The 26182-nt window shown below is 45.6% G+C and carries 22 protein-coding genes; 13 read left to right on the top strand and 9 right to left on the bottom strand.

From position 1 onward, the window contains the following. Positions 1 to 110: 110 nt before the first annotated feature. On the bottom strand, positions 111 to 1502 hold the full coding sequence (locus tag MHI15_RS12735; protein WP_076124068.1) for an MATE family efflux transporter: 1392 nt from the start codon (positions 1500 to 1502) through the stop codon (positions 111 to 113). Between the two features lie 263 nt (positions 1503 to 1765). On the opposite strand from MHI15_RS12735, the gene hxlA reads away from it, so the two are divergent. The 3 genes from hxlA to MHI15_RS12720 all read left to right on the top strand — a co-directional run bounded on the left by hxlA (position 1766) and on the right by MHI15_RS12720 (position 3416). Then, positions 1766 to 2398 carry a 3-hexulose-6-phosphate synthase gene (gene hxlA, locus MHI15_RS12730; protein WP_036682127.1) on the top strand — a complete coding sequence of 211 codons (633 nt, stop codon included), beginning with the start codon at positions 1766 to 1768 and terminating at the stop codon, positions 2396 to 2398. 7 nt (positions 2399 to 2405) lie between these two features. Continuing rightward, complete coding sequence (hxlB, locus tag MHI15_RS12725) at positions 2406 to 2954, top strand: 6-phospho-3-hexuloisomerase (RefSeq protein WP_076191679.1); 549 nt, start codon at positions 2406 to 2408, stop codon at positions 2952 to 2954. A gap of 84 nt (positions 2955 to 3038) precedes the next feature. Further along, the gene (locus MHI15_RS12720; protein ID WP_036682121.1) at positions 3039 to 3416 is read left to right on the top strand and encodes a winged helix-turn-helix transcriptional regulator; all 378 of its coding nucleotides are present in this window, start codon (positions 3039 to 3041) and stop codon (positions 3414 to 3416) included. A gap of 95 nt (positions 3417 to 3511) precedes the next feature. On the opposite strand, the gene pepT is transcribed toward MHI15_RS12720, so the two are convergent. The 4 genes from pepT to MHI15_RS12700 all read right to left on the bottom strand — a co-directional run bounded on the left by pepT (position 3512) and on the right by MHI15_RS12700 (position 8031). Next, positions 3512 to 4744 (bottom strand): peptidase T, encoded by a 1233-nt coding sequence (gene pepT / locus MHI15_RS12715; protein WP_076220750.1) that lies wholly within the window; start codon positions 4742 to 4744, stop codon positions 3512 to 3514. Between the two features lie 95 nt (positions 4745 to 4839). Further along, positions 4840 to 5493 carry a sortase gene (locus MHI15_RS12710; protein WP_341164465.1) on the bottom strand — a complete coding sequence of 218 codons (654 nt, stop codon included), beginning with the start codon at positions 5491 to 5493 and terminating at the stop codon, positions 4840 to 4842. Positions 5494 to 5529: 36 nt separating this feature from the next. After that, on the bottom strand, positions 5530 to 6540 hold the full coding sequence (locus tag MHI15_RS12705) for a hypothetical protein (RefSeq protein WP_076282159.1): 1011 nt from the start codon (positions 6538 to 6540) through the stop codon (positions 5530 to 5532). A 477-nt stretch (positions 6541 to 7017) separates the two neighbouring features. After that, positions 7018 to 8031: an LLM class flavin-dependent oxidoreductase gene (locus MHI15_RS12700; RefSeq protein ID WP_081383185.1), complete on the bottom strand. Its 1014-nt coding sequence runs from the start codon at positions 8029 to 8031 to the stop codon at positions 7018 to 7020. Positions 8032 to 8289: 258 nt separating this feature from the next. On the opposite strand from MHI15_RS12700, the gene MHI15_RS12695 reads away from it, so the two are divergent. The 5 genes from MHI15_RS12695 (at position 8290) to pgmB (ending at position 16456) form a co-directional block, all read left to right on the top strand. After that, positions 8290 to 9294 (top strand): LacI family DNA-binding transcriptional regulator, encoded by a 1005-nt coding sequence (locus MHI15_RS12695; protein WP_036682112.1) that lies wholly within the window; start codon positions 8290 to 8292, stop codon positions 9292 to 9294. 335 nt (positions 9295 to 9629) lie between these two features. Then, on the top strand, positions 9630 to 11051 hold the full coding sequence (locus MHI15_RS12690) for an ABC transporter substrate-binding protein (RefSeq protein WP_038574978.1): 1422 nt from the start codon (positions 9630 to 9632) through the stop codon (positions 11049 to 11051). Positions 11052 to 11194: 143 nt separating this feature from the next. After that, positions 11195 to 12313 (top strand): carbohydrate ABC transporter permease, encoded by a 1119-nt coding sequence (locus tag MHI15_RS12685; RefSeq protein ID WP_254847721.1) that lies wholly within the window; start codon positions 11195 to 11197, stop codon positions 12311 to 12313. Beyond that, positions 12313 to 13404, top strand: a complete 1092-nt coding sequence (locus MHI15_RS12680; RefSeq protein ID WP_076124061.1) for a carbohydrate ABC transporter permease — start codon at positions 12313 to 12315, stop codon at positions 13402 to 13404. Before MHI15_RS12685 ends, MHI15_RS12680 begins: the two co-directional genes overlap by 1 nt. A gap of 46 nt (positions 13405 to 13450) precedes the next feature. Continuing rightward, positions 13451 to 16456, top strand: coding sequence for a beta-phosphoglucomutase (gene pgmB, locus MHI15_RS12675; protein ID WP_081390533.1), 3006 nt, complete (start codon positions 13451 to 13453; stop codon positions 16454 to 16456). Positions 16457 to 16507: 51 nt separating this feature from the next. Here pgmB and MHI15_RS12670 read toward each other — a convergent pair whose 3' ends face one another. The 3 genes from MHI15_RS12670 to MHI15_RS12660 are packed head-to-tail and all read right to left on the bottom strand — an operon-like array spanning position 16508 to position 19859. Further along, entirely contained in the window at positions 16508 to 17899 is a 1392-nt protein-coding gene (locus tag MHI15_RS12670) for an aldehyde dehydrogenase (RefSeq protein WP_076191690.1), read from the bottom strand. Between the two features lie 40 nt (positions 17900 to 17939). Further along, positions 17940 to 18914 (bottom strand): aldo/keto reductase, encoded by a 975-nt coding sequence (locus MHI15_RS12665; RefSeq protein ID WP_076191692.1) that lies wholly within the window; start codon positions 18912 to 18914, stop codon positions 17940 to 17942. A gap of 36 nt (positions 18915 to 18950) precedes the next feature. Next, positions 18951 to 19859, bottom strand: coding sequence for a LysR family transcriptional regulator (locus MHI15_RS12660; protein WP_305953676.1), 909 nt, complete (start codon positions 19857 to 19859; stop codon positions 18951 to 18953). Positions 19860 to 19920: 61 nt separating this feature from the next. On the opposite strand from MHI15_RS12660, the gene MHI15_RS12655 reads away from it, so the two are divergent. After that, complete coding sequence (locus tag MHI15_RS12655; RefSeq protein WP_036682097.1) at positions 19921 to 20811, top strand: DMT family transporter; 891 nt, start codon at positions 19921 to 19923, stop codon at positions 20809 to 20811. An 86-nt stretch (positions 20812 to 20897) separates the two neighbouring features. On the opposite strand, the gene MHI15_RS12650 is transcribed toward MHI15_RS12655, so the two are convergent. Then, complete coding sequence (locus tag MHI15_RS12650) at positions 20898 to 21998, bottom strand: FUSC family protein (RefSeq protein WP_052097383.1); 1101 nt, start codon at positions 21996 to 21998, stop codon at positions 20898 to 20900. A 309-nt stretch (positions 21999 to 22307) separates the two neighbouring features. Here MHI15_RS12650 and MHI15_RS12645 point away from each other — a divergent pair, with 309 nt between their 5' ends. The 4 genes from MHI15_RS12645 to MHI15_RS12630 are packed head-to-tail and all read left to right on the top strand — an operon-like array spanning position 22308 to position 26112. Next, on the top strand, positions 22308 to 23417 hold the full coding sequence (locus MHI15_RS12645) for an ABC transporter ATP-binding protein (RefSeq protein WP_036682445.1): 1110 nt from the start codon (positions 22308 to 22310) through the stop codon (positions 23415 to 23417). Then, positions 23407 to 24219: an ABC transporter permease gene (locus MHI15_RS12640; RefSeq protein WP_036682096.1), complete on the top strand. Its 813-nt coding sequence runs from the start codon at positions 23407 to 23409 to the stop codon at positions 24217 to 24219. Before MHI15_RS12645 ends, MHI15_RS12640 begins: the two co-directional genes overlap by 11 nt. Further along, positions 24209 to 25042, top strand: coding sequence for an ABC transporter permease (locus MHI15_RS12635; RefSeq protein WP_076099717.1), 834 nt, complete (start codon positions 24209 to 24211; stop codon positions 25040 to 25042). The genes MHI15_RS12640 and MHI15_RS12635 overlap by 11 nt, the downstream gene beginning before the upstream one ends. Next, positions 25039 to 26112 (top strand): ABC transporter substrate-binding protein, encoded by a 1074-nt coding sequence (locus MHI15_RS12630; protein ID WP_038573734.1) that lies wholly within the window; start codon positions 25039 to 25041, stop codon positions 26110 to 26112. Before MHI15_RS12635 ends, MHI15_RS12630 begins: the two co-directional genes overlap by 4 nt. Positions 26113 to 26182 lie beyond the last annotated feature (70 nt).

Genomic DNA, 26182 nt, shown 5'->3' with positions numbered 1-26182 from the left:
GTAACGTAGAATGGTTCCTTCATTCTCAAATTTTATGTAATGTTGGCGTAAATAAATAGAAGGTTCCTTAAGATCTGATATGACCTTAAAGAACCCTCTGTATATACATATTAATTTACAGCTGCAGGAGTAGCGGAAGGTGTACAGTGTTCTGGAGCTTCGTGTTCGATAAGTCCATGTTTCTCCCAAGCTCGGCTCTTCCAGCGGAAATACATAATGACGGCTCTTACCCACTCATCGACCGCAGTAGCAATCCACACGCCGGCTAACCCGAGATCAAGTTGGAACACCAGGAAATAACCAAGAGGTAAGCTCATGCAGACCATGGAGATCAGTCCCATATATACAGGGAATTTGGCATCGCCCGAGGCGCGTAAAGAGTTAATGATAACCAGATTGGTTGTGCGCCCGGTTTCCAGGAAGAAGCTAAGCAATATGACCTGCGCCCCCATCCTAATGATGTTCTCATTGTCTGTGAAAAGCCCGAATAGCGGTACCCGGAAGAAAATCACCACAGCATCTATTATTACGGTAACCAGCAACGCCCACTTTACACTGGTGAATACACGCTTATAGGCTTCATCAGGTCGTCTAGCTCCCACGAGATGTCCTACAACGATGGAAGTTCCCATAGAGACAGCTACACTGAATAAATAAATATAATTGGAAATATTAAGCGCGTACTGGCGGGTAGCCATAGCTTCAGCGCCTAAATAAGTAATATACAGTGTGAATACAAGCTGGCACGACTGATAAGTGATGGATTCAAAAGCGGACGGGATGCCGATTTTGAGAATTTGCAGCACGTATTTTTTAGAAAGATGAATGTAATAGGTTACTTTCACCCGTACCTCCATCACTCTGTAGAGCAGCAGGAAGAATAGGATCAGGCAGATAAAGCGACTCATCACTGTTGAGATAGCCGCACCCTCCACACCTAACGCCGGAAGTCCGAAATGACCATAAATGAGCAGGTAGTTGCCCACCACGTGAATGATATTCATCAGCAAGGATACGACCATCGTCTGTTTGGTGAAACCGTGAGTACGGATAGTAGTCGCCAGAGCATTAATTAATGCTTGCAGAAAAATACCGCCCCCAACAATATTCATATAGGCTTTGGCGTAAATGAGGATATCCCCTTTTACATTCAGCGCAGTCAGTAGCGACCCTCCGAATATCAGCAAAAACGTACTTAGGAGAATGCCGACTAACAGGTTTAGGGTAATGGCATTGCCGGTCACTTGAGCGGCTTCCAGAGGTTTTTTGGAACCGAGATATTGGGAGACCACAATAGCTGCGCCGTTACCAATTACACTGAGGACTAAAATTGCTATCGCAATGATCTGATTCGCTGCGCCGACACCAGACACGGCATCGTCCGACACTGAACTGATCATAAAAGTATCCACACTGCCCATGAGCATAAAGAGGAATAGCTCGAGGAAAATCGGCCAGGTCAGTTTGACCAGGTTGAATTCCTGGTGATTATTTTGCTTCATTGTGCACCTTCTTATATTATGATGTACTTCCTAAAATTTCATAAACAAACTGTAATATTAGCACAGCTTTCATGGAAATGCAGTATTTTTACAGAAAAATGACAAAACGTTTTTAATTTAAGTCGAAAAGAGCCCTTTAACCGCACATTAGTATCCTCCAGGTAACTACATCACAATAAAGTGCCTACTTCCCTAAAGGGATGTAAGGAACTACAATTTGTACATGACTTACTAAAATATATTAATAAGGAGTGCAAATAAATATGAAATTACAATTAGCGTTGGATTTAGTGGACATTGCGGGAGCGAAAGAGGTTGTCTCAAAAGTTGCCGAATTTATAGATATTGTTGAAATTGGAACACCTATCGTTATAAATGAAGGGTTACATGCAGTGAAGGCAATCAAAGAGGCTTTTCCAGCTTTGACTGTGTTGGCGGATTTGAAAATCATGGACGCAGGTGGATATGAAGTGATGAAGGCTGTGGAAGCGGGCGCGGATATCGTTACTGTACTTGGTGTTTCTGATGATTCTACCATTAGAGGTGCAGTGGAGGAAGCGAAGAAAACCAATAAAGAGATTCTAGTTGATCTGATTAATGTGAAGGATATCCAAACAAGAGCGGCTGAAGTAGACGCACTTGGCGTAGACTATATCTGTGTACACTCTGGATATGACCATCAAGCGGAAGGTAAAAATTCTTTTGCAGATTTAAATGCGATTAAGAGTGTGGTTAAGCAGGCTAAAACAGCTATCGCTGGAGGGATCAAGCTAAGCACACTTCCAGAAGTGATCGCCGCGAACCCTGATCTTGTCATCGTTGGCGGAGGCATCACAGGTGAAGCGGATCAAAAGGCTGCCGCAGCAGAAATGAAACGTCTAGTTAGTCAGGCTTAAGATTACAATGAAATATGCGCAGCAAATTATAGAGGAGCTCCAGCGCTCCATATCTCAGCTTGATGAAGAAGAGACTGAGCGAATGGCTGAGCTGCTGCTTCAGTCCAACAAGATCTTCGTGGCTGGAGCGGGCAGATCTGGATTGATGGGACGGGCCTTTGCTATGCGGTTAATGCATGTTGGTAAAGAGGCTTACGTTGTAGGCGAAACGGTGACTCCGGGGATTGAACAGGGGGATGTGTTAGTCCTCGGTTCCGGTTCCGGTGAGACAAAAGGGTTGATCTCTATGGCTGAGAAAGCCAAAGGGGTAGGCGCAGAAGTTGTTGCCGTTACCATTGCGCCGGATTCGACGGTTGGACGTTTAGCGGGCTACACAGTGAAGCTGCCGGGATCTCCAAAAGATCCGGCCAGTGGAAGCTACAGCACGATCCAGCCGATGGCTTCTTTATTCGAACAGACGATGTTGGTCTTTTATGATGCTATTATTCTGCGAATGATGGAGAAGACGGGGCAGACGAATCAGCAAATGTTCGGCAAGCATGCTAATTTAGAGTGAGCGTACAGAAACGAATGCCTTCCAATGAGGAGGTTATTCGTTTTTGTGTTAGTATGATAACAGGAGAGAGGAGGCGCTTTAGGTATGGCAACCGAGATTAAAGATCGCATAAACTTGAAGGAAATTAACTGTGAGAAGGAATTGACGCTTGCGGTGATTGGAGGGAAATGGAAGCTGATTATCCTCTGGCATCTAGGGCTTGAAGGGACAAAGCGATTCAGCGAGCTGAAGAAGCTAATTCCTCATATCACGCAAAAAATGTTGACCAATCAGCTTCGCGAGCTCGAAGAGGACCAGCTGGTTCTAAGAAAAGTGTACGCTGAGGTTCCGCCAAAAGTAGAGTATTCCCTGACATCATATGGCCAAAGTCTGCTTCCCGTCCTTCGATTGATGTATGATTGGGGTAAAAATTACGGAGAAAACGTGATCTGGAAGGACACGCCGCCGGAAGAAAGATGCTAATCGGATAGCCTATGAACATTAATAATCCCTGAGAGGTCTGGATCGGCCTCTACAGGGATTTTTTGGTGTTTTAAAGGAGTGATGCGGATAATGCTTTAGGCTTTCTGTTCGAATAGCTTAGCAATCTCCACGATAACATTTACCGCTTTTACCATATTGTCCGCAGACGCATATTCGAATTTGCCATGGAAATTCTCGCCTCCGGTGAAAATATTAGGTGTCGGCAAGCCCATGTAGGAAAGCTGCGAGCCATCTGTACCTCCGCGAATCGGGCGGATGATCGGTGTGATGTTAAGGTTCTCCATCGCCTCATGGGCAATATCGACGATATGACGCACTGGCTCGATTTTTTCACGCATATTGTAATATTGGTCCTTCATTTCAAGCACGATGTTCTCTTCACCATGGATGTTTTTGAATTCTTCTACGACAGCTGAGAGATATGCTTTACGTGCCTCGAATTTCTCACGGTCGAAGTCGCGGATGATATATTGTAGCTTGCTGAATTCAGGTGTGCCTTCTATAGAGCTTAGGTGATAAAAGCCTTCATAACCGTCTGTATATTCGGGCGCTTCCTCAGCAGGGAGTCTGAGATGAAGTGCCATGGCGATTTTGGCGGAATGAATCATCTTTCCTTTTGCAGTCCCAGGGTGAACATTAACGCCGTAGACTGAGATTTTGGCAGACGCAGCATTAAAGCTTTCATACTCTAATTCTCCGAGTGGACCTCCGTCTACAGTGTAAGCATAGGAAGCATTAAAAGCGGCTACGTCAAACTTATGAGGCCCGCGGCCGATTTCTTCGTCTGGTGTGAAGGCAACTCTAATCTTGCCGTGTTTGATTTCTGGATGTTGAATGAGGTAATGCATGGCGGTCATAATCTCAGCAATACCGGCTTTATTATCTGCGCCAAGCAGGGTCGTGCCGTCGGTTGTAATTAAGGTGTGGCCTTTGTATTCCGCCAGCTCCGGAAAGCTCGCTGTGGATAATACAACATTCAGCTCTTTATTCAAAAGAATATCTTGACCATCATAGTTCTCGATAATCTGTGGCTTCACATTCGTTCCGGTAAAATCAGTCGCCGTATCCAAATGGGCTAAAAAACCAATGGTCGGAACATCCTTGTCCGTATTCGCAGGGAGTGTCGCCATAACATAGCCATGCTCGTCCACCTGGACTTCCTCCATGCCGATTTCCTTAAGCTCTTCAACCAGCTTGTGGGCCAGAACCATCTGTCCCGGAGTGGATGGGCAAGTCTCATTATCTTCATTCGATTGGGTATCCATTTGTGCATACGAAATAAACCGTTCTACAACCTCTTTCTTCACCTTGGGTCATCTCCTCTTTACTATTGTATATATATAGTATCACTTTCCATATAAGGTCTCATCCCTGAGGAAGAAGATTGAGGTAATATTTAAGTTTAATGCGGCAATATTTCTTGTTTCACTAACTTCGCTGAAAGTAAATAACGGTCCGGTGCAGATCCCACATATGAAAAGGGATAACAGGTAATCAATGTGAGGATGGCCTTATCACTTGGCTTTATAGCACCACGTTCGTCCCCGTCAACAATTGTGCTGCCTGTTACTTCATAGGTAAAAGTCCCATCGGTACTTTCCAGCTCGATAAGATCTCCAGCGACGAGTTCTCCCAGATTACGGAACACTGTATCGCGGTGGCCTGCGAGCACACTGTTGCCGGTGGCACCGATAGCTGCGCTGCCTTTATAATGTCCGGCTCCCTTTTTTAGCTCGGGGCTTTCCGTGCCTTCTAGCACTGCGATCTTTTTGTTTAATTTGGGGAAACGAATCTCTCCTATGATTTCACCTTCTGAATAGGAATGAGCGGGGTGCGGCTGTTCCTTGGCTGAACTGATCATTCCCATGGGAAGAGGGATTTCTTCGGCAGAAAGGGGGTGGGCGACAGCTTCCTCCCTCTTTTTTGCCCAATCATTTAAAGCCTGTTTAGCTTCGAGCGGTGCTTTGACCACTTGTACAACCGAGTAAATCAACACAACTAAAGAGAGTATGAAGATTAGCTTCACGGCTAGCAAGACACCATTACGCTTCTTCATACTCTCTCACCTCCAGACTTATGCTGCAAAATGTGGTTATTTCTTCGATTTCAATCTGCGCATGATAATCACGCTGAGTACCGCAATGGCTAAGCTGGCAAGAATCAAGTTATACCAAGGCTCAGCGGTATTTGGAAGCTTGTTGCCAACCTCTGGTGCTCCCAGTGGAAGCTCATCATCAGGCAGGGCGATTTCATTGCTTGGCTGCGGTGTTGCACTGGTAGTTTGGCTGCCGGCACTTGGTGATGCTGTCGGCTCATTATCGCCTCCACCCAGTGGGATCGGCGCTTCAGTGACACTAATTTCATCTACTACTGGTGAAGCTGTAGGTATTGGCGATGGTGTTGGCGTCGTTGATTGCCCTGGTGTGGCAGCTGCTGTTGCCGTTGGCGAAGTAGCCGTCGTGGTTGGTGAAGCTGTTGCGGTCGGTGAAGCTTCAGGTGTAGCTGTAGCCGTGGCAGTAGGTGTCGTAGTTGGCGCTACAGTAGGTGTAGCAGTCGCTGTAGGTGATGGCTCCGGTGTAGGCTGAGCTGTGGCCGACGCTGTCGGTGAAGGACTAGGTTGAGCGGATGGCTCCGGTCCTCCAGAAGCGGAGAACTCAAAGGCTACAGTGGTGGTTTTCCCTTGATATTCGTTCCCTGCTTCCCACGGGAAAATTACATCCATTTGGATTACACTTTGTTCTCCCCCGGCAAGTGAACCGATGGCAACTCTTCCGGCAGCCTCACTCATCACCCCTGAATAGATGATTACTCCCTCTTTTTCGAGTGTCATTTGGAGAATATCGTATAATTCTGCGTCTCCAGAGATGAATTTGAAGTCCACATAGTAATTAAAGCCCTCACTACCTGCGTTAATAATTGTGTATTCTGAGTTCGTTTCATCACCAGGCTGCATATTGTTCATGGTGGCTGTGCTTGTCGTATGCGAATTCACCGTAAGCTTAATGGTATCTTGCGCACTAACTCCGCCAGCATGCCAGATGACTCCTGCTAGAATAGTCAGGATATAAGCAGCTATGAAAGCCGAGCGATATTTCTTCTTCACTTTACTCGCTCCTTTCTCCTGAACCCCATATTAAATTTTGTAGACATCATTTGCGGGCTTCCGGCAAATTCTTCTCTTCTAATCGGATTTTTCATCAAACATTGTCGAAATAAGTAGTATCTCACAGAACCACTTTTTTGTGCGTATACAGGAATCTCCGTGAAAGTGGAAGGAGAGGGTAGAGATATACCGCCAATTCGTTCGTTATAGCGAATAACTAAAGTATAATCAAAATAATATCTAAACAAAAATGGGATATTATAAGGAAATCCATCATATTTGATCAAATATCAATTCTATTAATGGGTTTACACCAGTTTTCTCTATTTAACTCTTTATTTTTATGTAATTCATTGTTTTTATTGTGTTTTATTGAGAACGATTATGAATGCAAAATAAAAAGGCAAGACATACATCTGGAATAGGGCTCAAACCCCGATACCAGACCTATCGTCTTGCCTTAATTATGATGATAAATTAGATTTCCTTCATAGCGTCGGCTACAATCTCATAAGAGCGTAGACGAGCGTTAGGATCATAAATTCCACCAGAAACAATCAATTCATCGGCCTGTGTCTCTTGCAGGATTTCTTGAAGCCGTTCTTTAATTGCTGCTTTATCACCAGCGAAAGAGTAACGCTGTTTCTCAAGCATGGCTGCTTTTTCTTGCATCGTCCATAGCCCCTCCATACTATCAACCGGTGGTTGTAACTTCCCCGTACGTCCGCGGATGATATTAAGGAATTGCTGCTGCTGCGAGGTAGCCAGTCGTCTTGCCTCATTCACGGTATCGGCTGCTGTAATGCCAACTCCGACCATCACATAAGGTTTGTCGAGTGCTGCTGAAGGACGGAAATTACTATGGTAGATGTGTAAAGCTTGTAGTAAATATTCTGGTGCGAAATGGCTGGCGAAAGCAAAAGGTAAACCTAGCTTCCCTGCCAGCTGAGCACTAAAACCGCTGGAGCCCAGCAGCCAGATGGGGATATTCAAGCCTTCACCAGGAACAGCACGAACCCCAGCCGGTCGTGATCCTGCACCTGCAGGATCGAAGTAGGCTCTGAGCTCACTTAACTGCTCGGGGAAGTCACTGCCGTCGCTTCCGAGACCACGGCGTAGCGCACGGGAAGCCGGTTGATCGGATCCTGGGGCTCTGCCCAGTCCTAAATCAATCCGTCCTGGATATAGGGATTCGAGGGTCCCGAATTGTTCCGCAATGACAAGTGGTGCGTGGTTGGACAACATGATGCCTCCGGAGCCTACGCGTATGCTTTTTGTGCCGCCAGCAATGTGGCCAATTAAGAGTGAGGTAGCAGAACTGGCAACACCAATCATGTTGTGATGCTCAGCAAACCAATACCGGTGATAGCCCCATGCCTCAGCATGTTGAGCTAAAGCTAAAGAGTTATGAAAAGAGTCTGCCGCTGTGCCACCCTCCACAATAGAGGCTAAGTCCAGTACGGAGAATCGAATATCGCGCTGTTGCTTCAATGTAATCCCTCCTATAATAAACGCTCAGATAGTCTAGAGCAGTATTTGTAGCTGCGAATAATGCTACTCGCCTAGTATACCATGTAATAAAACTATATACACACTTTAAGTAAGTTATACGCGCTTTGTAATGATTAGATAAGGAATAAGTATGTCTTTAAAATAAAATGTAAGCGCTTTAAAAAATCTGTTGTTATTTCTTAACGGGCTTGCTATAATCACATCGAAAAGTTACCTGAAAAAAAGGAAGTTATCGTTATGAAGCCAACCATAAGAGATGTTGCCAGAATGGCGGAGGTGTCGATCAGCACCGTATCGCGGGTTATGAATGCACCGAATACGGTCGTAGAGAGCAAACGGAATCGAGTGATGGAGGCTGTAGAACGTTTGCAATATCAACCAAATGCGTTTGCACGCGGCCTGATCTACAAGAAGTCTTTTACACTGGGCCTGCTGATTCCGGATATTGAGAACCTGTATTTCGCAGGGGTTATTCGGGGAATGCAGGATGCATGCATCAAGCTCGGATACAGTTTAATGATCTGCAATACGGACCGCGACAAAGAACGGATGTTGTCTTACATCGATAACTTTCATGAGAAGCAGGTGGATGGGATCGTGTTCGCCAGTGATGTCCTTTATCCTGAGACACATGACAAATTAGTCGGTTGTAGAATTCCTTTTGTGTTGGTATCCTCGCATTCTGATGAGTACGACATTCCATCTGTGGAGGTGGATGATGAACAGGCGGCTTACGATGCGGTAAAGTTTCTGATTGATTTAGGGCATAAGGACATTGGCATGATTGGTTTTAACCATGATAACTCCGTATCTGGCCCGCCTCGTTATGAGGGTTTTGTAAGAGCATTAACAGAGTTTGGACTACAGCAGAATATTGTGAAGAGCAAATATGCCAATCACAGGTTCGAACACGCTTATCAAGCTGCGCATGAGTTGTTTACTGATTATCCCGAGCTGACCGCTGTTTTCTGTGTTGCTGATGAATTTGCAATGGGGACGATTTCTTATCTGAAGGATCGTAATATTCTAGTTCCGGGGCAGGTATCTGTGATTGGATTTGATAATTTGCGGATGTCGAGTATGTTCATTCCAAAGCTGACCACGATTGCACAGCCGATTTATGAGTTAGGGTATCGTGCGGCGGAGATGCTGCATGAATTGCTCACAACAGGTGGTGTCCAGGTATTGAATGAAAAGATGGAGCATAAGCTGATTGTGCGGGAATCCACGCGGGAAAAATAAAGGCTCTTTATTTTTGTGACCTTCTTCTGAAAAGCTTTTCAGAGCCATGTATCGTTCTTAATTAAAATTTAAATGTTAGGATAGAAAATAGTATGAATTCTTATGAAAAACATCTCATTTTCCGATTGGAAACGGTTACTAATTATGATAATATAAAAAATGTAAGCGCTATTATTAAATTACATTTGTGATGGAGTTTGATTTTAGGATATTTACCTGTCTTCTGAAAAGCTTTGCAAGGAGGTGATCTGCTACAAGCTGCTAATACATGCCAGGGTGCCCGGATGATTGAATAAGATGTTATCTCTATAACCATTAAAGGGGATGTACAAAAGATGAAGAAGATCTCAGGACGTAAAAAGTCGTTGGCTTTAGTACTGTGTTTATCCTTCACAATGACGCTGAGCGCATGCGGCGGAGGCAACAATAATGCGGCGCCTACAGATCCACCGGCGGCAACAGTCAGCCCAACAGCAGATAACACCGAGAAAGCGACAAATGCACCAAGTGCTGAACCTTCGGGTTCCCCGTTAGATTTAGCGATGAAAGGTGAATATAAAGGGACTAAAGTAACCATGTTTGGACCCTTCGTAGATGCTGACCAAGTGAAATTTGAGAGCAGCATTAAAGAATTTGAAGAGAAGACAGGGATCGATATTCAATACGAGGGCTCCAAGGAGTTCGAAGCAACAATAAATATTCGGGTGGACGGCGGAAATGCTCCTGATATCGCTGACTTCCCGCAGCCGGGATTGCTGGCATCGATTGCTAAGACGGGCAAGGTTATCGATTTGACCAGTGTGCTGGATCAAGACAAATTGACGGCTAATTACAACAAGAGCTGGCTCGATATGTCTACGATGGACGGAAAAGACGGGAAGATCATGGCGGGGATTTGGAACCGCAGTAATGTAAAGAGCTTGGTATGGTATCCAAAGAAACAATTTGATGATGCAGGTTACAAGGTTCCTGAAACTTGGGATGAGCTGATGGCACTCACTGAACAAATTGCCAAGGATGGCGATCCTGCCTGGGCTATTGGCATTGAGAGTGGTGCTGCAACGGGTTGGCCAGCAACAGACTGGGTCGAAAATATAATGCTTCGTACGACTACGCCTGAGAACTACGATAAGTGGGTAAAAGGTGAACTGCCATTTACTTCACCAGAAGTAAAAAATGCTGTTGAAATCATGTCTAAAATTTGGCTTAACAAGGATTATGTTTACGGTGGTGCTAAGTCTATCGTGACGACATCCTTCGGGGATGCCCCAGCGCCAATGTTCACTGATCCGCCTAAAGCCTGGTTTAATATGCTCGGTAACTTTATTACAAGCTTCTTCCCTGAAACGGCAAAGGTTGATCAGGATTATGATTGGTTCTACTTGCCGCCAATTGATGCGCAATATGGTAAACCAGTGCTGGTTGCAGGTGATATTTACGCTATGTTCAACGATCGTCCAGAAGTTCGTGCAGTCATGGAATTCTTCACCACTGGAGAGTCGATTAAGAGCTGGGTACAATCTGGCGGCGTAATTGCTCCTATGAATGATGCTTCCCTTGATTGGTATACCTCTGAATCTGATCGCCGGATGGCGAAGTTGGTTCAAGATGCTTCCACACTGCGTTTTGATGGCTCTGATTTGATGCCAGGTAAAGTGGGTGCAGGCACCTTCTGGAAAGGGATGACCGACTATGTGAGCGGTACAGCGACACTGGATCAAGCCTTGGAACAAATCCAGTCCGGCTGGAACAACTAACCTAATATTTAAAGCGCACAGTAAAAAGAGGGGCAGTGAGAAAAGAGGATTGTCTGCCCCTCTTTTTGTTTTCTAACTAGTGAGTTCGATGCTTATGATAAGAGTTTTGCTCCGCAAAACTTATAGGAGGAGCTGGAGCTAATATGGGTACACAATCACAGCCACAGCCACAAATGCCAACACAACCACAAGCTAGGCCAACCGTCAGCCTGAAGGCGGTAATGCTGTCCCTAGTTGTGTTGTTAGCGAATATTGTTGTTAACGGCGCAATCTTTTTATTCTTCCGGGATTCCACATTAAATCCGCTGCTAACAGCGGTTCTGGCTGTCCTCTGGGGAGTTCTAGGTGTTTATCTGATTTACTATACGCTGACGTGGGCGGTTGAGCAGTACCCTGATCATATCCGGCGAAAGGTGCTGCCTTATATCTTTATTGGTCCGGCAGTGATTATTCTGGGCTGGTTACTGGTCCTGCCTGCACTGCGAACATTATATTTGAGCTTTTTTAATGCTTCTTCAGAAAAATTTGTGGGTCTGAGCAATTATGCAGCGATCTTTAGCGATCATCTGATGGCAACGGCATTGCGTAACAATTTACTTTGGGTATTCGTTGGCACGCTTGCTTGTGTAGCATTCGGGCTCTTAATTGCTATTCTTGCCGATCGCAGCAGCTATGAGAAAATCGCCAAATCGATCATCTTTATGCCGATGGCTATTTCCTTTGTAGCGGCAGGAGTCATTTGGAAATTCGTATATTACTATCAACCGGGTGACGAACAAATCGGGCTGTTGAACGCAATCGTTACTTATTTTGGGGGAGAACCCCAAGCCTGGACGAGTATGCTTCAGCCGTGGAATAACTTTTTCCTCATTATTATTTTGATCTGGATGCAGACGGGATTTGCAATGGTGATTTTCTCGGCAGCAATCAAAGGGGTTCCTGACGACATTTTGGAAGCTGCACGAGTGGATGGAGCAAATGAGGTGAAGATTTTCTTTGGAATCATGATTCCATATATTTCATCAACCATTCTGACAGTGACAACGACCATTATCGTCTTTACGTTGAAAATATTTGACGTCGTCATGGTGATGACAGGAGGTCAATACGATACAGAGGTTGTTGCTACACAGTTCTACCGGCAATTCTTTATGTACCGTAATTTCGGCTACGGCTCCACGCTGGCTATTGTTCTACTGATCGCGGTGCTGCCTGTAATCATAATCAATCTACGTCAGTTCCGTAAGCAGGGGGGATTCTAATGGCTGGTAAAAAGAAGAGAAAAGGCAGCAAAACGGTTGTAAATATCGTGTTGGGTGTGATCTGTTTTATTTGGCTGCTTCCGACTCTTGGGCTATTTATTTCCTCCTTCCGTCCGGCTGCTGACATTCTGCAGACTGGATGGTGGAAAGCTTTTCCTCATCAGGAGTGGAAGGCTGGAGAGACGATTCAGCTATCCAAGGATGTGGATCTTCGGGAGCCAATTGAGGTGAACGGTAAAACTTATACAGATGATGAGCTGAAGGCTGGCGTGAAGGCAGATGGCAGCCGGCTTATGTGGGAGAATCGTAGAGCACGTACCGTAAATGAACAGATACAAGGTTGGAAGATGACACCGGATCTCACGCTGGATAACTATAATAATGTGCTTTCCGGTAAGGAATACAAGCTGAAACAGGCTGATGGTAGTGAAACGGTGCAAAAAGGCTCCGGATTGTCACAGGCCTTCTGGAATACGCTAACGATTGCTGTTCCAGCAACAGTTATTCCGGTGCTGATCGCTTCTTTTGCTGCATATGCTTTTGCCTGGCTGCGGTTTCCTGGGCGCAGAATCCTTTTTGTAATCATTATTGCAATGCTCGTCATTCCGATACAGGTTGCGCTTATTCCAGTGCTTAAGGATTATACCGCACTTGGGCTAAACGGAAGTTATCTGGGAATTTGGCTGGCGCATACGGCTTTTGGATTACCGCTGGTTACGTACTTTATGTACAACTTTATCAGTCAATTGCCGAAGGATTTGTTCGAATCGGCTTTCATGGATGGGGCAAGTCATTTCACTATATTCAGTAGGCTAATTCTGCCTCTATCAGTGCCAGCACTGGCTTCTATCGGGATCTTCCAATTCCTATGGGTGTGGAATGACTATTTAGTCTCATTGATTTTTATCGGCAATCAACCGTCTGTGCAAGTCATGTCGATGAAAATTGCCGATTTAGTAGGCTCACGAGGCAACGATTGGCATTTACTTACTTCGGCTGCATTTATCTCTATGCTGATGCCGCTCGCTATTTTTTTCCTGCTGCAAAAGTATTTCGTCAGAGGGCTTATGGGTGGGTCGGTGAAAGGTTAATGATTTAGAACCCGAATGAAACTGTGATCAGGGGGAGCTTAGAGAGATGAAGATGAAACCATACGTACATCCGGCGGCGGTATATCCTTACCGGGAGTGGAGTCTTGATGAGGAAGCTTATAGTGAAGAGAACAATCAAAGAAGCGAGAGTATTTTTGCGCTTGGCAATGGATATATTGGCATGCGCGGTAATTTCGAAGAAGGTTACCACGGCAGCTCAGGCTCGTCTGTAACAGGCAATTATTTGAATGGTTTTTTTGATTCGGAGCCCATTGTATATCCAGAAGGAGCCTACGGATATCCATCCCGCAATCAAGCGATGCTGAACGTAACAGATGCCAAGATTATTGAACTGAGTATTGAAGGGCAGACCTTTCAGTTAAACAGTGGGCAAGTGCACCATTATGAACGAAAGCTGGATATGCGAAGCGGGGTTCTGCATCGGCAGGTAGATTGGGAATCTCCAGCTGGTCACCGGGTACAGCTTCATATCCGGCGGATGGTGACTTTGCAGCACAAACATCTGGCGGCGATAGATTATGAGGTTAAAGCGCTGAATTTCAGCGGAGTGCTTACCTTCACTTCATCCATCGACGGCAAGATCCAAAAACCTAAGGTAACGGATGATCCCAGATTGGGCTCGGGAGGCAAGGAGCCCAGTCTGCTCCTGGAGGATACCGGTCATGAACCGGGACACTCCTTCTTATGGATGAAGCAGCGGACGCGGCATACCCGGTTTGCCCTATTAACAGGGGTAAGTCATAAGCTCGATTCAAGATCTGAGGGTAAAAGGACCGTGCAGCATGAGGGGCAGAAATTATCCGTGCAGTTTGTCGTCCCGGTGGAGCGTGGGGAAAGCGTCTCGCTAACCAAATATATCTCTTACCATACCTCTAAAGATTATCCAGAAGACGAACTACTTAGTAGAAGTACTGAAATATTACACTTAGCAGACCATAGCGGGTTTGAAGCGCTTGCCCAGGAACAGCAGGCTTATCTGGATCGATACTGGGCACATACGGATGTGGAGATTCATGGTGATCTTGCGCTTCAGCAGGGCATTCGCTTTAATGCTTTTCAACTGCTTCAATCCGTAGGCCGTGATGGGGTTACGAATATTGGAGCCAAGGGATTAACGGGTGAAGGATACGAAGGGCACTATTTCTGGGATACCGAGATGTATATGCTGCCCTTCTTTACGTTCACACAGCCGGAGATTAGCCGAAAGCTGCTCGAATTTCGTTATGCCACGTTAGACAAAGCACGGGAGCGTGCAGCGGTAATGTCGCAGAAGGGAGCCTTGTTCCCTTGGCGGACTATAGACGGGGCAGAGAACTCTGCGTATTTCCCGGCAGGCACGGCGCAAATGCATATTAATGCGGATATTGCGTATGCCATCAAGCAGTATGTACTGGCTACCGGAGATTATGATTTTTTGGTTACGAAGGGAGCGGAAATTTTATTCGAAACTTCCCGCTTTTGGTTGGACTTGGGGTACTTTAATCCGGCTAGGGGCGGTGTCTTTTGTATTGATGCAGTAACCGGTCCTGATGAATATACAGCTATCGTCAACAATAATGCATACACCAACTTTATGGTACAGGATCAGCTTTATTATGCACACGAGATGGCAGGGATATTATCTAAGCAGTATCCTGAGCATTTTGAACGCCTGAAGCAAAAAATCGGTCTGACTGAGCATGAGACATTAGTGTGGCTGGAAGCGGCGGACAAAATGTTTATCCCCTTTGATGAGGGACTTGGTATTTATGCTCAAGACGACACGTTTCTCTCCAAGAAAAAATGGGATTTCGAGCATACACCAGCTGACAAATATCCGCTGCTGCTCAACTATCATCCGCTGGTAATTTACCGTCATCAGGTGTTGAAACAGGCGGACTTGGTAATGGCGATGTTTCTACTGGGTGACCAATTCAGCTTGGCGGATAAGATCCGGAATTATAATTATTATGAGCCGCTGACGACGCATGATTCTTCATTGTCACCGTGTATTCACAGTATAATCTCTGCTGAGATTGGTGATTTGACGGGAGCCTATTCCTATTTTGACCGCACGGTACGGATGGACTTGGATGATATCAACCGCAACGTAAAGGATGGACTGCACACTGCTGCTATGGCAGGCTCCTGGCTGTCGATTGTGAATGGTTTTGGTGGCATGCGCTTATGCGGCGGGATGTTATCATTTAATCCTAGTGTGCCAGCGCAGTGGGAGAGCTATCGGTTTAAAATAACATGCGCTGGACAGCTATTGGATATTTTTGTGAGTGATACAGAAGTGATCTATACACTGCTGGAGGGCGAAGAGCTTGAGATTATGCATAAGGGAAACCTTATACAGTTGTCTGCACAGAAGCCGCTGAGGCTTTCGAATGTGAAGCAGCTTGAAGCTGTTATTTTCGAGCTGGACGGGATAATTACTGACACTGGAGAGTATCATTATGAGGCTTGGAAGGATCTGGCGGATGAGCTTGCGCTTTCTTTTGATCGAGAGAAGCATAAGAGTCTTAAGGGCCTAAGTCGAATGGAATCTTTAGAAGTCATTCTGGAGAGTAGTGGACTGAATTTGCCGCAACCGGTAAAGGGAATGCTCTGCAACAAAAAGAACGAGAAGTATAGACAGCTGGTTCAGCAAATGACGCCTGCTGAGCTGTATCCGGGTATCCACAGCGTGTTGTCCGATTTGCAGCAAAGAGGGATTGCTATCGGACTGGCTTCAGTGAATGAGAATGCGCTGCTGATTCTCGAACGCTTGCAGATCGGGCATTGGTTTCAGGCGGTGGCTGACCCTGGCAACTTGCGTAGAAGCAAGCCAGATCCAGAGATTCACTTGCAGGTTGCGGAGATGCTGGGCATATCCCCAGACTGCTGTGTGGCGATTGAGGATACCGAGGAAGGAATAGCCGCAATTAATGCTGCTGGTATGAGGTCAGTGGGAGCTGGAGTGGCGCTCGTAACCGGGACCGCGGATCTATGTCTGGCTTCCACCGCAGAGATAAGTGTTGAGAAATTGTTAGAGCTGTTTGCGTAGTTACCCTGATAAGCAGCAAACCTCCCGATCATGGGAGGTTTGCTGCGTTGTTTATTTCATTACTTTTCGAACCAGCTTCACTTTATTGCCATAAGGAGGATACACGATTCCGAGGTCGATCCGTGTGCCTCGCTTGACGATGCTTTTATGATGGGAGAAGACCTCAAAGCTATACTTCCCGTGATAACCCCCGATTCCAGAGTTTCCTACTCCACCAAACGGAAGATAAGTGCTCGCCACATGTGAGATCGTATCATTGATACACCCTCCCCCGAATGAGACCCGGGACAGCACCTCTTGTTCTACACTCTTATCCTCCGTAAATAGGTATAGTGCCAGTGGCTTTGGATGTTCATTAATACTCTGAATGGCCTCATCCAATTGATGATATTCCAATATTGGGAGAATCGGACCGAAGATCTCATCTTCCATAGCAGCATCCGTCCAAGTGGCAGGATAGATTAAAGTAGGCTCAATATAACGTTCTTCTGGCACGATGGTGCCGCCCATAATCACCTTGCTCTGATCTCGCGCAATGAGGTCAGCAAGTCTTTGCAGCTGGCGATCATTCACGATCCGGCCATAATCTGTATTAGGCTGTGCATCCTGACCGTAGAACTCAGTGACGTGATGTTTGAGTTTGGTAATCAATTCTTTGGCAATATCCTTGTGGACTAACAGATAATCCGGTGCAATACAGGTTTGACCCGCGTTTAGCAGCTTGCCCCAGACAATCCGTTTCGCTGCAACATCAAGATTAGCGGTCTTATCAACAATAACCGGGCTTTTCCCGCCAAGCTCCAAGGTTACAGGCACTAAATTTTTGGCTGCTGCTTCCATAACGATTTTGCCGACAGGCACACTGCCTGTAAAAAATATATAATCAAACTTGGCGTGGATCAGTAAATTAGTGGTCTCTTTTTCCCCTTGAATTACGCGGATATACTGCGGCTCGAAGGTCTCTTGAATAAGCTGTTCAACCACGGACGAGATGGCAGGTGTGCTCTCAGATGGCTTGAGGACAGCGCAGTTACCAGCGGCAATGGCGCCGATCAGGGGCTCAATCAGCAACTGAAATGGATAATTAAACGGGCCAATAATGAGCGTTGTGCCGTAAGGCTCACTTAAAATATAACTTTTTGCAGGAAATAAGTGCAGCGGCGATCGAACCTTTACAGGCTTCGCCCAACGCTTAAGATGTTTCATCATGTAGCCGATACTGTCCAGCGTAAAGCCGATTTCTGTGGCATAGGCTTCGAACTCACCTTTTCCTAAATCCTGTTGTAGTGCGGTGATGATACGTCCTTCGTATTGTTTAATAATATTCTTAAGCTTGAGCAGCTGCTGGAGACGAAAAGAAACCTCCTTAGTTACGCCGCTATTAAAAAAAATCTTATGCTCTTCAAGCATTCCTTGAATGCTGTCAGCTGTATAGGTTGTCATTAATCTTTCCTCCATCCTTGTAAGAAGTTAGAGCATACGACTATGGGAGCCGGTAAAAAGCGAACGGCTCGCGATAACGGAAGGAATCACTGGCTTCATCCAGCTTGGCCGAAGTTTCTTCATTAAGTACAAGTGAGGTACTAAGCAAATTTTGTTCCAGCTGTTCCACACGCGTAGCCCCGACAATAACCGTCGAGACGGCAGGCCGATTCATAAGCCAAGCTAAGGAGAGCGCGGTAGATGAGGTTTCCATTTCCTCAGCAATTTGACTCACTTGGCTTCCGAGCTTGATCCGGTCAGCATCAAGGAATCTTTTGAAATTAGGATCGGTATCTGCTCTGGACCCCGATGGCGCTGAGTCGCTTGTATTATATTTGCCTGTGAGAATCCCGCCAGCTAGTGGAAAGTATGGAATGATCCCTACACCTTGATCCAGGCAGAGCGAAAGGAGCTCATTCTCCGGTGTCCGGTCTGCTAAGGAGTAGCTGCACTGAATTGAAGTGTACTTGGTGAAGTTGCGTGCTTCACTAATCCCAATCGCCTTCATTAATTGCCATGCTGTATAGTTGGAGGCCCCGATATAACGGACTTTCCCCGAGGATACCATATCGTCCAAGGTTCGTAAGGTTTCTTCAAGCGGCGTATAGGGATCAAAGGTATGAATCTGGTATAGATCGATATAGTCCGTCTTAAGACGGCGAAGGCTATCTTCAAGCTCCTGCAGCAAATGGCGACGGGAGGAGCCGCTACCGTTAGGACCCTCATTTTTGACTAAACCTGCTTTAGTTGCTAGAACAGCCTCATGTCTCCTACCTTCCAAGGCCAGACCGATGATTCGCTCGGATTCTGAGCCAGCGTAAATATTAGCAGTGTCTATGAAATTAATTCCCTGATCAAGCGCAGCATGTACAATCTGAATGGAGGTCTCTTGATCCGCACGTTTGCCGAAAGCGTTCGTTCCCAGTCCTAATGCGGATACCTGTAATCCGCTATTTCCTAGTCTTTTAAAGTTCATCCTCAGCACTCCTTATCATCTATTAATTAATCCATTTTATTTTTGAGTGAAAAGATCCAGCGCTGTCTCAATGAAGAGCTTTACAGCAATTGAAGTGTCGGCAAGCGAGCTGACCGCAATTTGGATATCTCTATAAGCATCCGGCTGCAGCTCACGGGTAACCACATTTGGAGGCAGAGATAACAAGGACAGTTCAGACATCACGCCGATCGCCAGTCCCTCCTGAACCATATTAAGAGCTGTTGCAAAGTTATTAACCACATATTTTACATTCAGATGGCTATTACTTCTGCGGAATAGCTCTACAACAGGCGGTTCATATCCTGCTTTGCAAATCAACATGGGCTCGTTCGCTAATTCCTGCACACATACAATGGATCGCTTTTGCAGGGGATGGTCATCTCTAAAAACGGCAAACAATTTCTCTCTATATAATGGAATGGTTTCGAATTCTGCACTGGGAGCGAGCAATAAGCCAACATCAATTTCTTTTGAATCCAGCCATTCTCTGACTTCAGCGATAGAACCCTCCTGTAAGCTAATCGTAATATTTGGATATCTTTTAGTGATAGAGCTAATAATCTTCGGTAGAAAATGAGCCGATGCCACAGGGAAAGCTCCAATGCGGATACTTCCTTTTTCAAGACCTCTCTCCGCGTAAATCTCCTGATTGACCTTATCAAAGCCCATTAGAATTTCACGGAAAATAACAAGAATACGTTTGCCGATATCCGTAAGCATCAGGCCATTACGCCGGTCTCGAAGCAAGAGCTTCACGTCTAATTCGGCTTCGAGGGACGAGATCGCCCGGCTGACCGCAGGCTGTGTCATATTCAGTTCTACACCAGCTTTAGTAAAGCTGCCGCTTTCGGCGATTTTGACGAATAAACGAATTTGAGTATTGTTCATAACAAATATGATATGCCCCTTATGATTATTATTCATTTCATTTATGCTCTTGTTTATTGTATCATTTGTGATGAATCTACACCAAGGAAGTGAACAAATGAATCAGCAGAAGAAAAGTATGATCCTTCTTATTTTTTTGGTGATTGTATGGGGCATTAATTGGCCTATATCCAAAATCGCCTTAGACTATGCTCCACCTCTATTATTTGCAGGTATTCGAACCGTCGTAGGCGGTATTATTCTGATTCTAATTGCACTGCCCAAGGTGAAGGAGCTTCGCTTCAAGCAGCTCTGGCCGATCTATCTGATCTCGGCGGTACTTAGTATTGTGTTCTATTATGGATTTCAGACAATTGGCTTGCAGTATGTTCCGGCGGGATTGTTCTCATCGATTGTATTTTTGCAGCCTGTATTGTTAGGTATTTTTTCTTGGCTGTGGTTAGGTGAGAGCATGTACGGGCTTAAAATGGCTGGTTTGCTGCTTGGCTTTCTCGGGGTAGCCTCTCTTAGTATCGGCGGAATTAATGGGAGTATCTCCATATGGGGAATTGTGTTGGCTTTAGCCAGTGCCTTAAGCTGGGCATTAGGAACAATATATATGAAACGGAATGCTGTACGTGTGGATATGCTGTGGATGACGGCTATGCAAATCACGATCGGTGGCATCATTCTGCTACTTTCGGGATCAGCTACGGAGAAATGGTCGGATATTACCTGGAGTGGAACCTTTATTGTGGATACCTTGTTTATCGCAATCTTTGTTATTGCTCTGGGCTGGCTAATTTATTTCAAGCTGATTAACGAAGGAGAAGCAGGAAAAGTAGGTTCATTCACCTTCTTGATCCCCCTGATCTCGATAGCAACCAGCGTAGTTTTTTTGAAAGAGCAGATTACCATAAACCTTGTGATCGGATTATTGCTGATTGTCAGCAGTATTGTACTGGTAAATGTGAAGATAGGGCGTGCTGCCAAACAATCAGTCAGTTAAATTTGTTGGATGGTTGTAGTAACCAATCGTGCTAAAGGGCATTATGTCTAATAGGGATAGAACATAAAAAAAGGACACTCCCAAGCTTAGAGCTTCTGGGAGAGTCCTTTTTTAATTAAGCGTATAGCGCGTGTGATTTCAGCTGTTGAAGGCCGAGCTGCAACTACGTAAGTAGCAGAACTAGCACGTTCCACTTCTTCGAGTACCCGGTTTAAGTGACTGAAGAGCGCTCCTAGATCACGAACAGATGACAGTGAGCACCGTCCTTGCAGTTCAGAGAAGCTGGCCGCCTGCAAGTCGCGGGCACGATGCAGACAATCTGTAAGTGAACGTTGGCATTCAGCCTTGGATAAGGTCTTGGTACCATAAACAGCTATACAATCGGCTGTTGCCTCCAGCACTTCCAGCATCCAGTCAGAATTGGCATGATGTGCTGGCAGCAAGCAAATATCGTCGGCAATTTCTTTAACATAGGAATGAATGGTCTTTAGATGTGCTGTGGCTTGTATAAGTCCCTTTAGATCACCACGACACTGATAGTGAGCAATGGTATAGAACATTTCCTTCTGTTGTTGATTGCTGGCAGACAGCAGTTTACCTGCTTGCTCCAGCATATTATTATCCTTTGATGAATCTCTTCTTATGCCTACGAGACCTTTTAAAGCATCCGAAAGTAGAAGGCTTCCATCGAGTGCCAATGCTTTTACCTTGACGAACCTGTTCGGTGGAACGATAATCATATTGATGATCAAGGCAATGAGCACACCAATAAAGGTTTCTGCGACTCTCCACAGCACGTAATCATTGTGATAAAAGGTAAGGGCCAGAACCGAGGTCACCCCCACCTGCGAAACCGCTTGGATATTCATCCGACAGGCTGTGGCAATTCCAATCCCGATGAGCAGAATTAGCAGAATGGAAAATGCACCTACATCGAAGAATTGGCCTACAATCAGGCTGACAATTCCGCCGATAATAATGCCGATCAGGCGGTAGATTCCTTTTTCAAGTGAAGCCTTCACACTGGCTTGAGTAATTAGAATGGCTGCAAGCGGTGCAAAGTATAAATATTGGTCACCATATAAACTGTGTACGGCTACCCAGGATAGTGATGCGGCAAGCGTAATTCGTATCATGTAAAGCGAGAATCCATATTTTTCAAGGCGGTCTAGTAACCCCTCGTTCATTATCATTCATCTTCTTTCGCAAAAATAAGAAAACCACACTGGCTTTTCAGTTCGTTTTCATTATAGCACCTCAAAAAGGGCAGGGAAGACTGGACTTTTTACAAACTTGTTAAGTTTATGCTTAGCATTTAACAATGTAAGCTATCGCATATAATGGTACAATCTAATATGCTATATCTATTGGAGCGTCGAAGGAGAGGGAAAATTGTCGCTTATTAGCGCTGAGCATACTCATTTCGATTGTTCTCCGCAAGATGCGGGTAAAATAGTATTGTATTACTAAGGTAAGGGAGGTTGTTAGCTATAGCTATTCAGGAAGGTACCATCATTTCATTTGAAGAAGTTACTAAGCAATATGACGACGAAGATCCGGTGTTAAAAGGAGTCAGCTTTGAGATAGAGCGCGGCAAATTCTATACACTACTTGGTCCATCTGGCTGTGGTAAAACGACTATTCTTCGATTGATCGCCGGGTTCGCTGAGCCAACGAGCGGTTCTATTTATTTAAATGGAAAAGTAATTAACCACATTCCCGCCAATGAGCGGCAGGTCAATACGGTATTTCAGGATTACGCATTGTTTCCACACCTGAACGTATTCGAGAATGTGGCTTTCGGACTGCGCATTAAGAAGCTTAAGAAGGATGTTATCACGAAGAAGGTGCAGGAAGCGCTAAGCTTCGTTAACCTTGTGGGTTATGAGCAGCGTGCGATTAACGAAATGTCCGGCGGTCAGCGCCAGCGGGTTGCCATTGCCCGGGCGATTGTAAATGAGCCACAGGTTCTACTGCTGGACGAGCCTCTATCGGCGCTAGATCTCAAGCTGCGCACGGAGATGCAGTACATACTGCGGGAAATGCAGCAGCGGTTAGGCATTACCTTTATTTTTGTAACGCATGACCAGGAAGAGGCACTCGCGATGTCCGACTGGATTTTTGTCATGAATAAGGGGAAAATCGAGCAAAGCGGCACCCCTAACGATATTTATGATGAGCCGATTAACCGTTTTGTGGCGGATTTTATTGGCGAATCGAACATTGTGCCGGGAGTTATGATCGAGGATTATCTGGTGGAGTTTAACGGCCGCCGCTTCGAATGTTTCGATGCCGGGCTTAAACCGAATGAATCCGTAGAGATTGTTATTCGTCCTGAGGATTTGGAAATTTCTACGCTGGAACAGGGTAAACTACGTGTGCGGGTTGATTCCCAGCTGTTCCGGGGCGTGCATTATGAAATCAGCTGTTATGATGAATCCGGGCATGAATGGCTTGTGCATTCTACACGTAAGGCGACTGTAGGCAGTGAAATTGGCCTTTATTTTGATCCGGAAGCGATTCATGTTATGCGTTTCGGTGAAACGGAGGAAGAATTCGACAGACGTCTGGAAGCTTATGGCGAGGTGGAGAGTCATGAAGAATAAGGGCAAATCGTACTATCTCATCCCTTATTACCTCTGGATCGCATTGTTTGTAATTGCACCGGTAGTGCTTGTCATCTATTATTCGTTATTTGATTTGGATGGCCATATTACTCTGGATAATTACGTCAGTTTCTTCACCCCTGTATATTTAAAAATGACGCTGACCTCGTTCTGGTACGCGTTTCTGATTACAGCATTCTCTTTGCTGGTTGCCTATCCGGCGGCTTATCTGTTGACGAGAACCAAACATAAGCAACTGTGGTTATTGCTGATTATTTTGCCGACATGGATTAATTTGCTGCTAAAAACCTACGCTTTTATAGGGATATTCGGTACATTTGGTCCGATCAATAATTTCTTTGATCTGCTTGGAATCGGAGAACAGCAAATTCTGTTTACGGGCTTCAGTTTTGTATTTGTATCTGTCTATATTTTTATTCCGTTTATGATCCTGCCGATATACAGCGCTTTGGAGGATTTGAATTTATCCTTGCTGGATGCGGCACGTGATTTGGGGGCTTCGGGCTGGACCACGTTTAGACGTGTTATTTTTCCGCTGACCATTTCGGGAGTACGCTCAGGCTGTATGGCAGTATTCATACCTGCGCTGTCCCTGTTTATGATCACCCGTCTGATTGCAGGCAACAGGGTCATTACGCTGGGCACCGCAATCGAGCAGCATTTTCTGGTCACTCAGGACTGGGGGATGGGTTCTACAGTTGCAGTGTTTCTGATTGCCATTATGGCGCTGTTTATGATTATCACAGGCGGATCGCGGAAAGGGGCGCGGAATGAGAAATAAAAATGGATTCTCTAACCTCTACCTAGTTCTGGTGTTCATTGTTCTGTATGCACCTATCTTCTATTTAATGTACTATTCGTTCAACAGTGGGGGGACGATGCATAAGTTCGAGGGCTTCACGCTGGATTACTACCGTGAGGTGGTCCAAGATAAGCGCCTGATCATCATCGTAATCAATACGCTTGTGATCGCGCTGCTATCCTCGGCTATTGCGACCCTTATCGCTATTATTGGTGCGCTGGCCATTAAAAGTGTGCAGAATCGCCGCGCCAAGAACACCTTGCTGTCTCTGAATAACGTGCTGATCGTCAGTCCAGATGTCATTATTGGTGCTTCGTTCCTTATCCTGTTCACCATAGCTGGCATCAAGCTGGGTTTTGCGTCTGTTCTGCTTTCACACGTTGCATTCAGCGTGCCGATTGCTGTATTGATGATTTTGCCGCATCTACAGGAAATGAGCCCTACATTAACGGATGCAGCCCGTGATCTTGGGGCAAGCCGTAAGGATGTGCTGACTAAAGTAATTTTGCCGATTATTAAACCAGGGATATTCAGCGGATTTTTTATGGCGCTTACGTATTCACTGGATGACTTTGCGGTTACGTTCTTCGTAACAGGCAACGGTTATTCGACGTTATCGGTTGAGATATACTCTAGAGCCCGGCAAGGGGTGTCGCTATCGATTAATGCGCTGTCGACAATGATCTTCCTGTTCACCATTCTGCTTGTGGTTGGTTATTACTTCCTGACCCTTAAGAAAAATCGTCATAACACAGCAGAAGCTGTGGCGGAGCCTGTTGCAGAAGCGGGGGTGCCTAGATGAAACAGCTGATAAATGCTTTTCTGGCGATCCTTATCACGGCATTTGCGCTCATGTACTTGGGATCTTGGATGAATTCGAGAGAGGGATATTCGGGTGGAAACACACTGACTATCTATAACTGGGGCGACTATGTCGATCCGGATCTATTGAAGGAATTTGAAAAAGAGACCGGCTTAACAGTCATTTATCAAACCTTCGATTCCAATGAAGCTATGTTGACCAAGGTTGAGCAGGGCGGAACTACCTTTGATGTTGTAATCCCTTCGGATTATGCCATTGCTAAGATGAAAGAAGAAGATCTGCTCATTCCGCTGGATCATAGCAAGATTTCGAATCTAAAGAATATTGATTCACGCTTTATGGACCTCTCGTTTGATCCGGGTAACAAATATTCTGTGCCTTATTTCTGGGGGACCGTCGGGATTATTTTCAATCCGGAAATGACCAAGGGCATGGACTTCACCAGCTGGGATTCTCTCTGGGACAGCAGACTGCATAATAACATCTTCCTGGTGGACGGAGCCCGTGAAGTGATGGGCATGGCTTTGAACAGCCTGCATTATTCCGTTAATGACAAGGAAGAGGCACATCTGCAAGAAGCACTGACTAAGCTCAACAAGTTGTCTCCTAACGTGAAGGCGATTGTCGGTGATGAGATCAAGATGCTGCTGGCAAATGAAGAAGCTGCGGTTGGGATTGTCTGGTCCGGCGATGCTTCCGAGATCATGGACGAGAATGATAAGCTGGATTATGTAGTGCCGGAAGAAGGCTCGAACAAGTGGTTTGATAACATGGTCATCCCTCGGACAGCGAAAAATGTGGATGGAGCGCATCAGTTCATCAACTTCATGCTCCGCCCAGACGTTGCTGCTAAGAATGCAGAATATGTAGGTTATTCCACGCCTAACATTCCTGCGCTGGAGCTGCTTCCTGAGGAAACTTCTGAGGATACCCGGTTCTATCCACCTGCTGAAATTACGGACCGGCTTGAAGTATACGATAACCTTGGCAAACGGATGCTCGCTCATTATAATGAGCTGTTCCTAATGTTTAAGATGAATAAGAAGTAAGCTGACTAAAGCTAAAGCGAAACGACATTAAGAGCGTCTATACGGGTAACCGTGTTAGACGCTCTTTTTC

Source organism: Paenibacillus sp. FSL H7-0918, assembly GCF_038007025.1.
In the GTDB taxonomy this organism is placed as follows: Bacteria; Bacillota; Bacilli; order Paenibacillales; family Paenibacillaceae; genus Paenibacillus_AQ; species Paenibacillus_AQ odorifer.
Note: the sequence above shows the minus strand (reverse complement) of the source record. Positions and strands in the feature narration are given on the sequence as shown.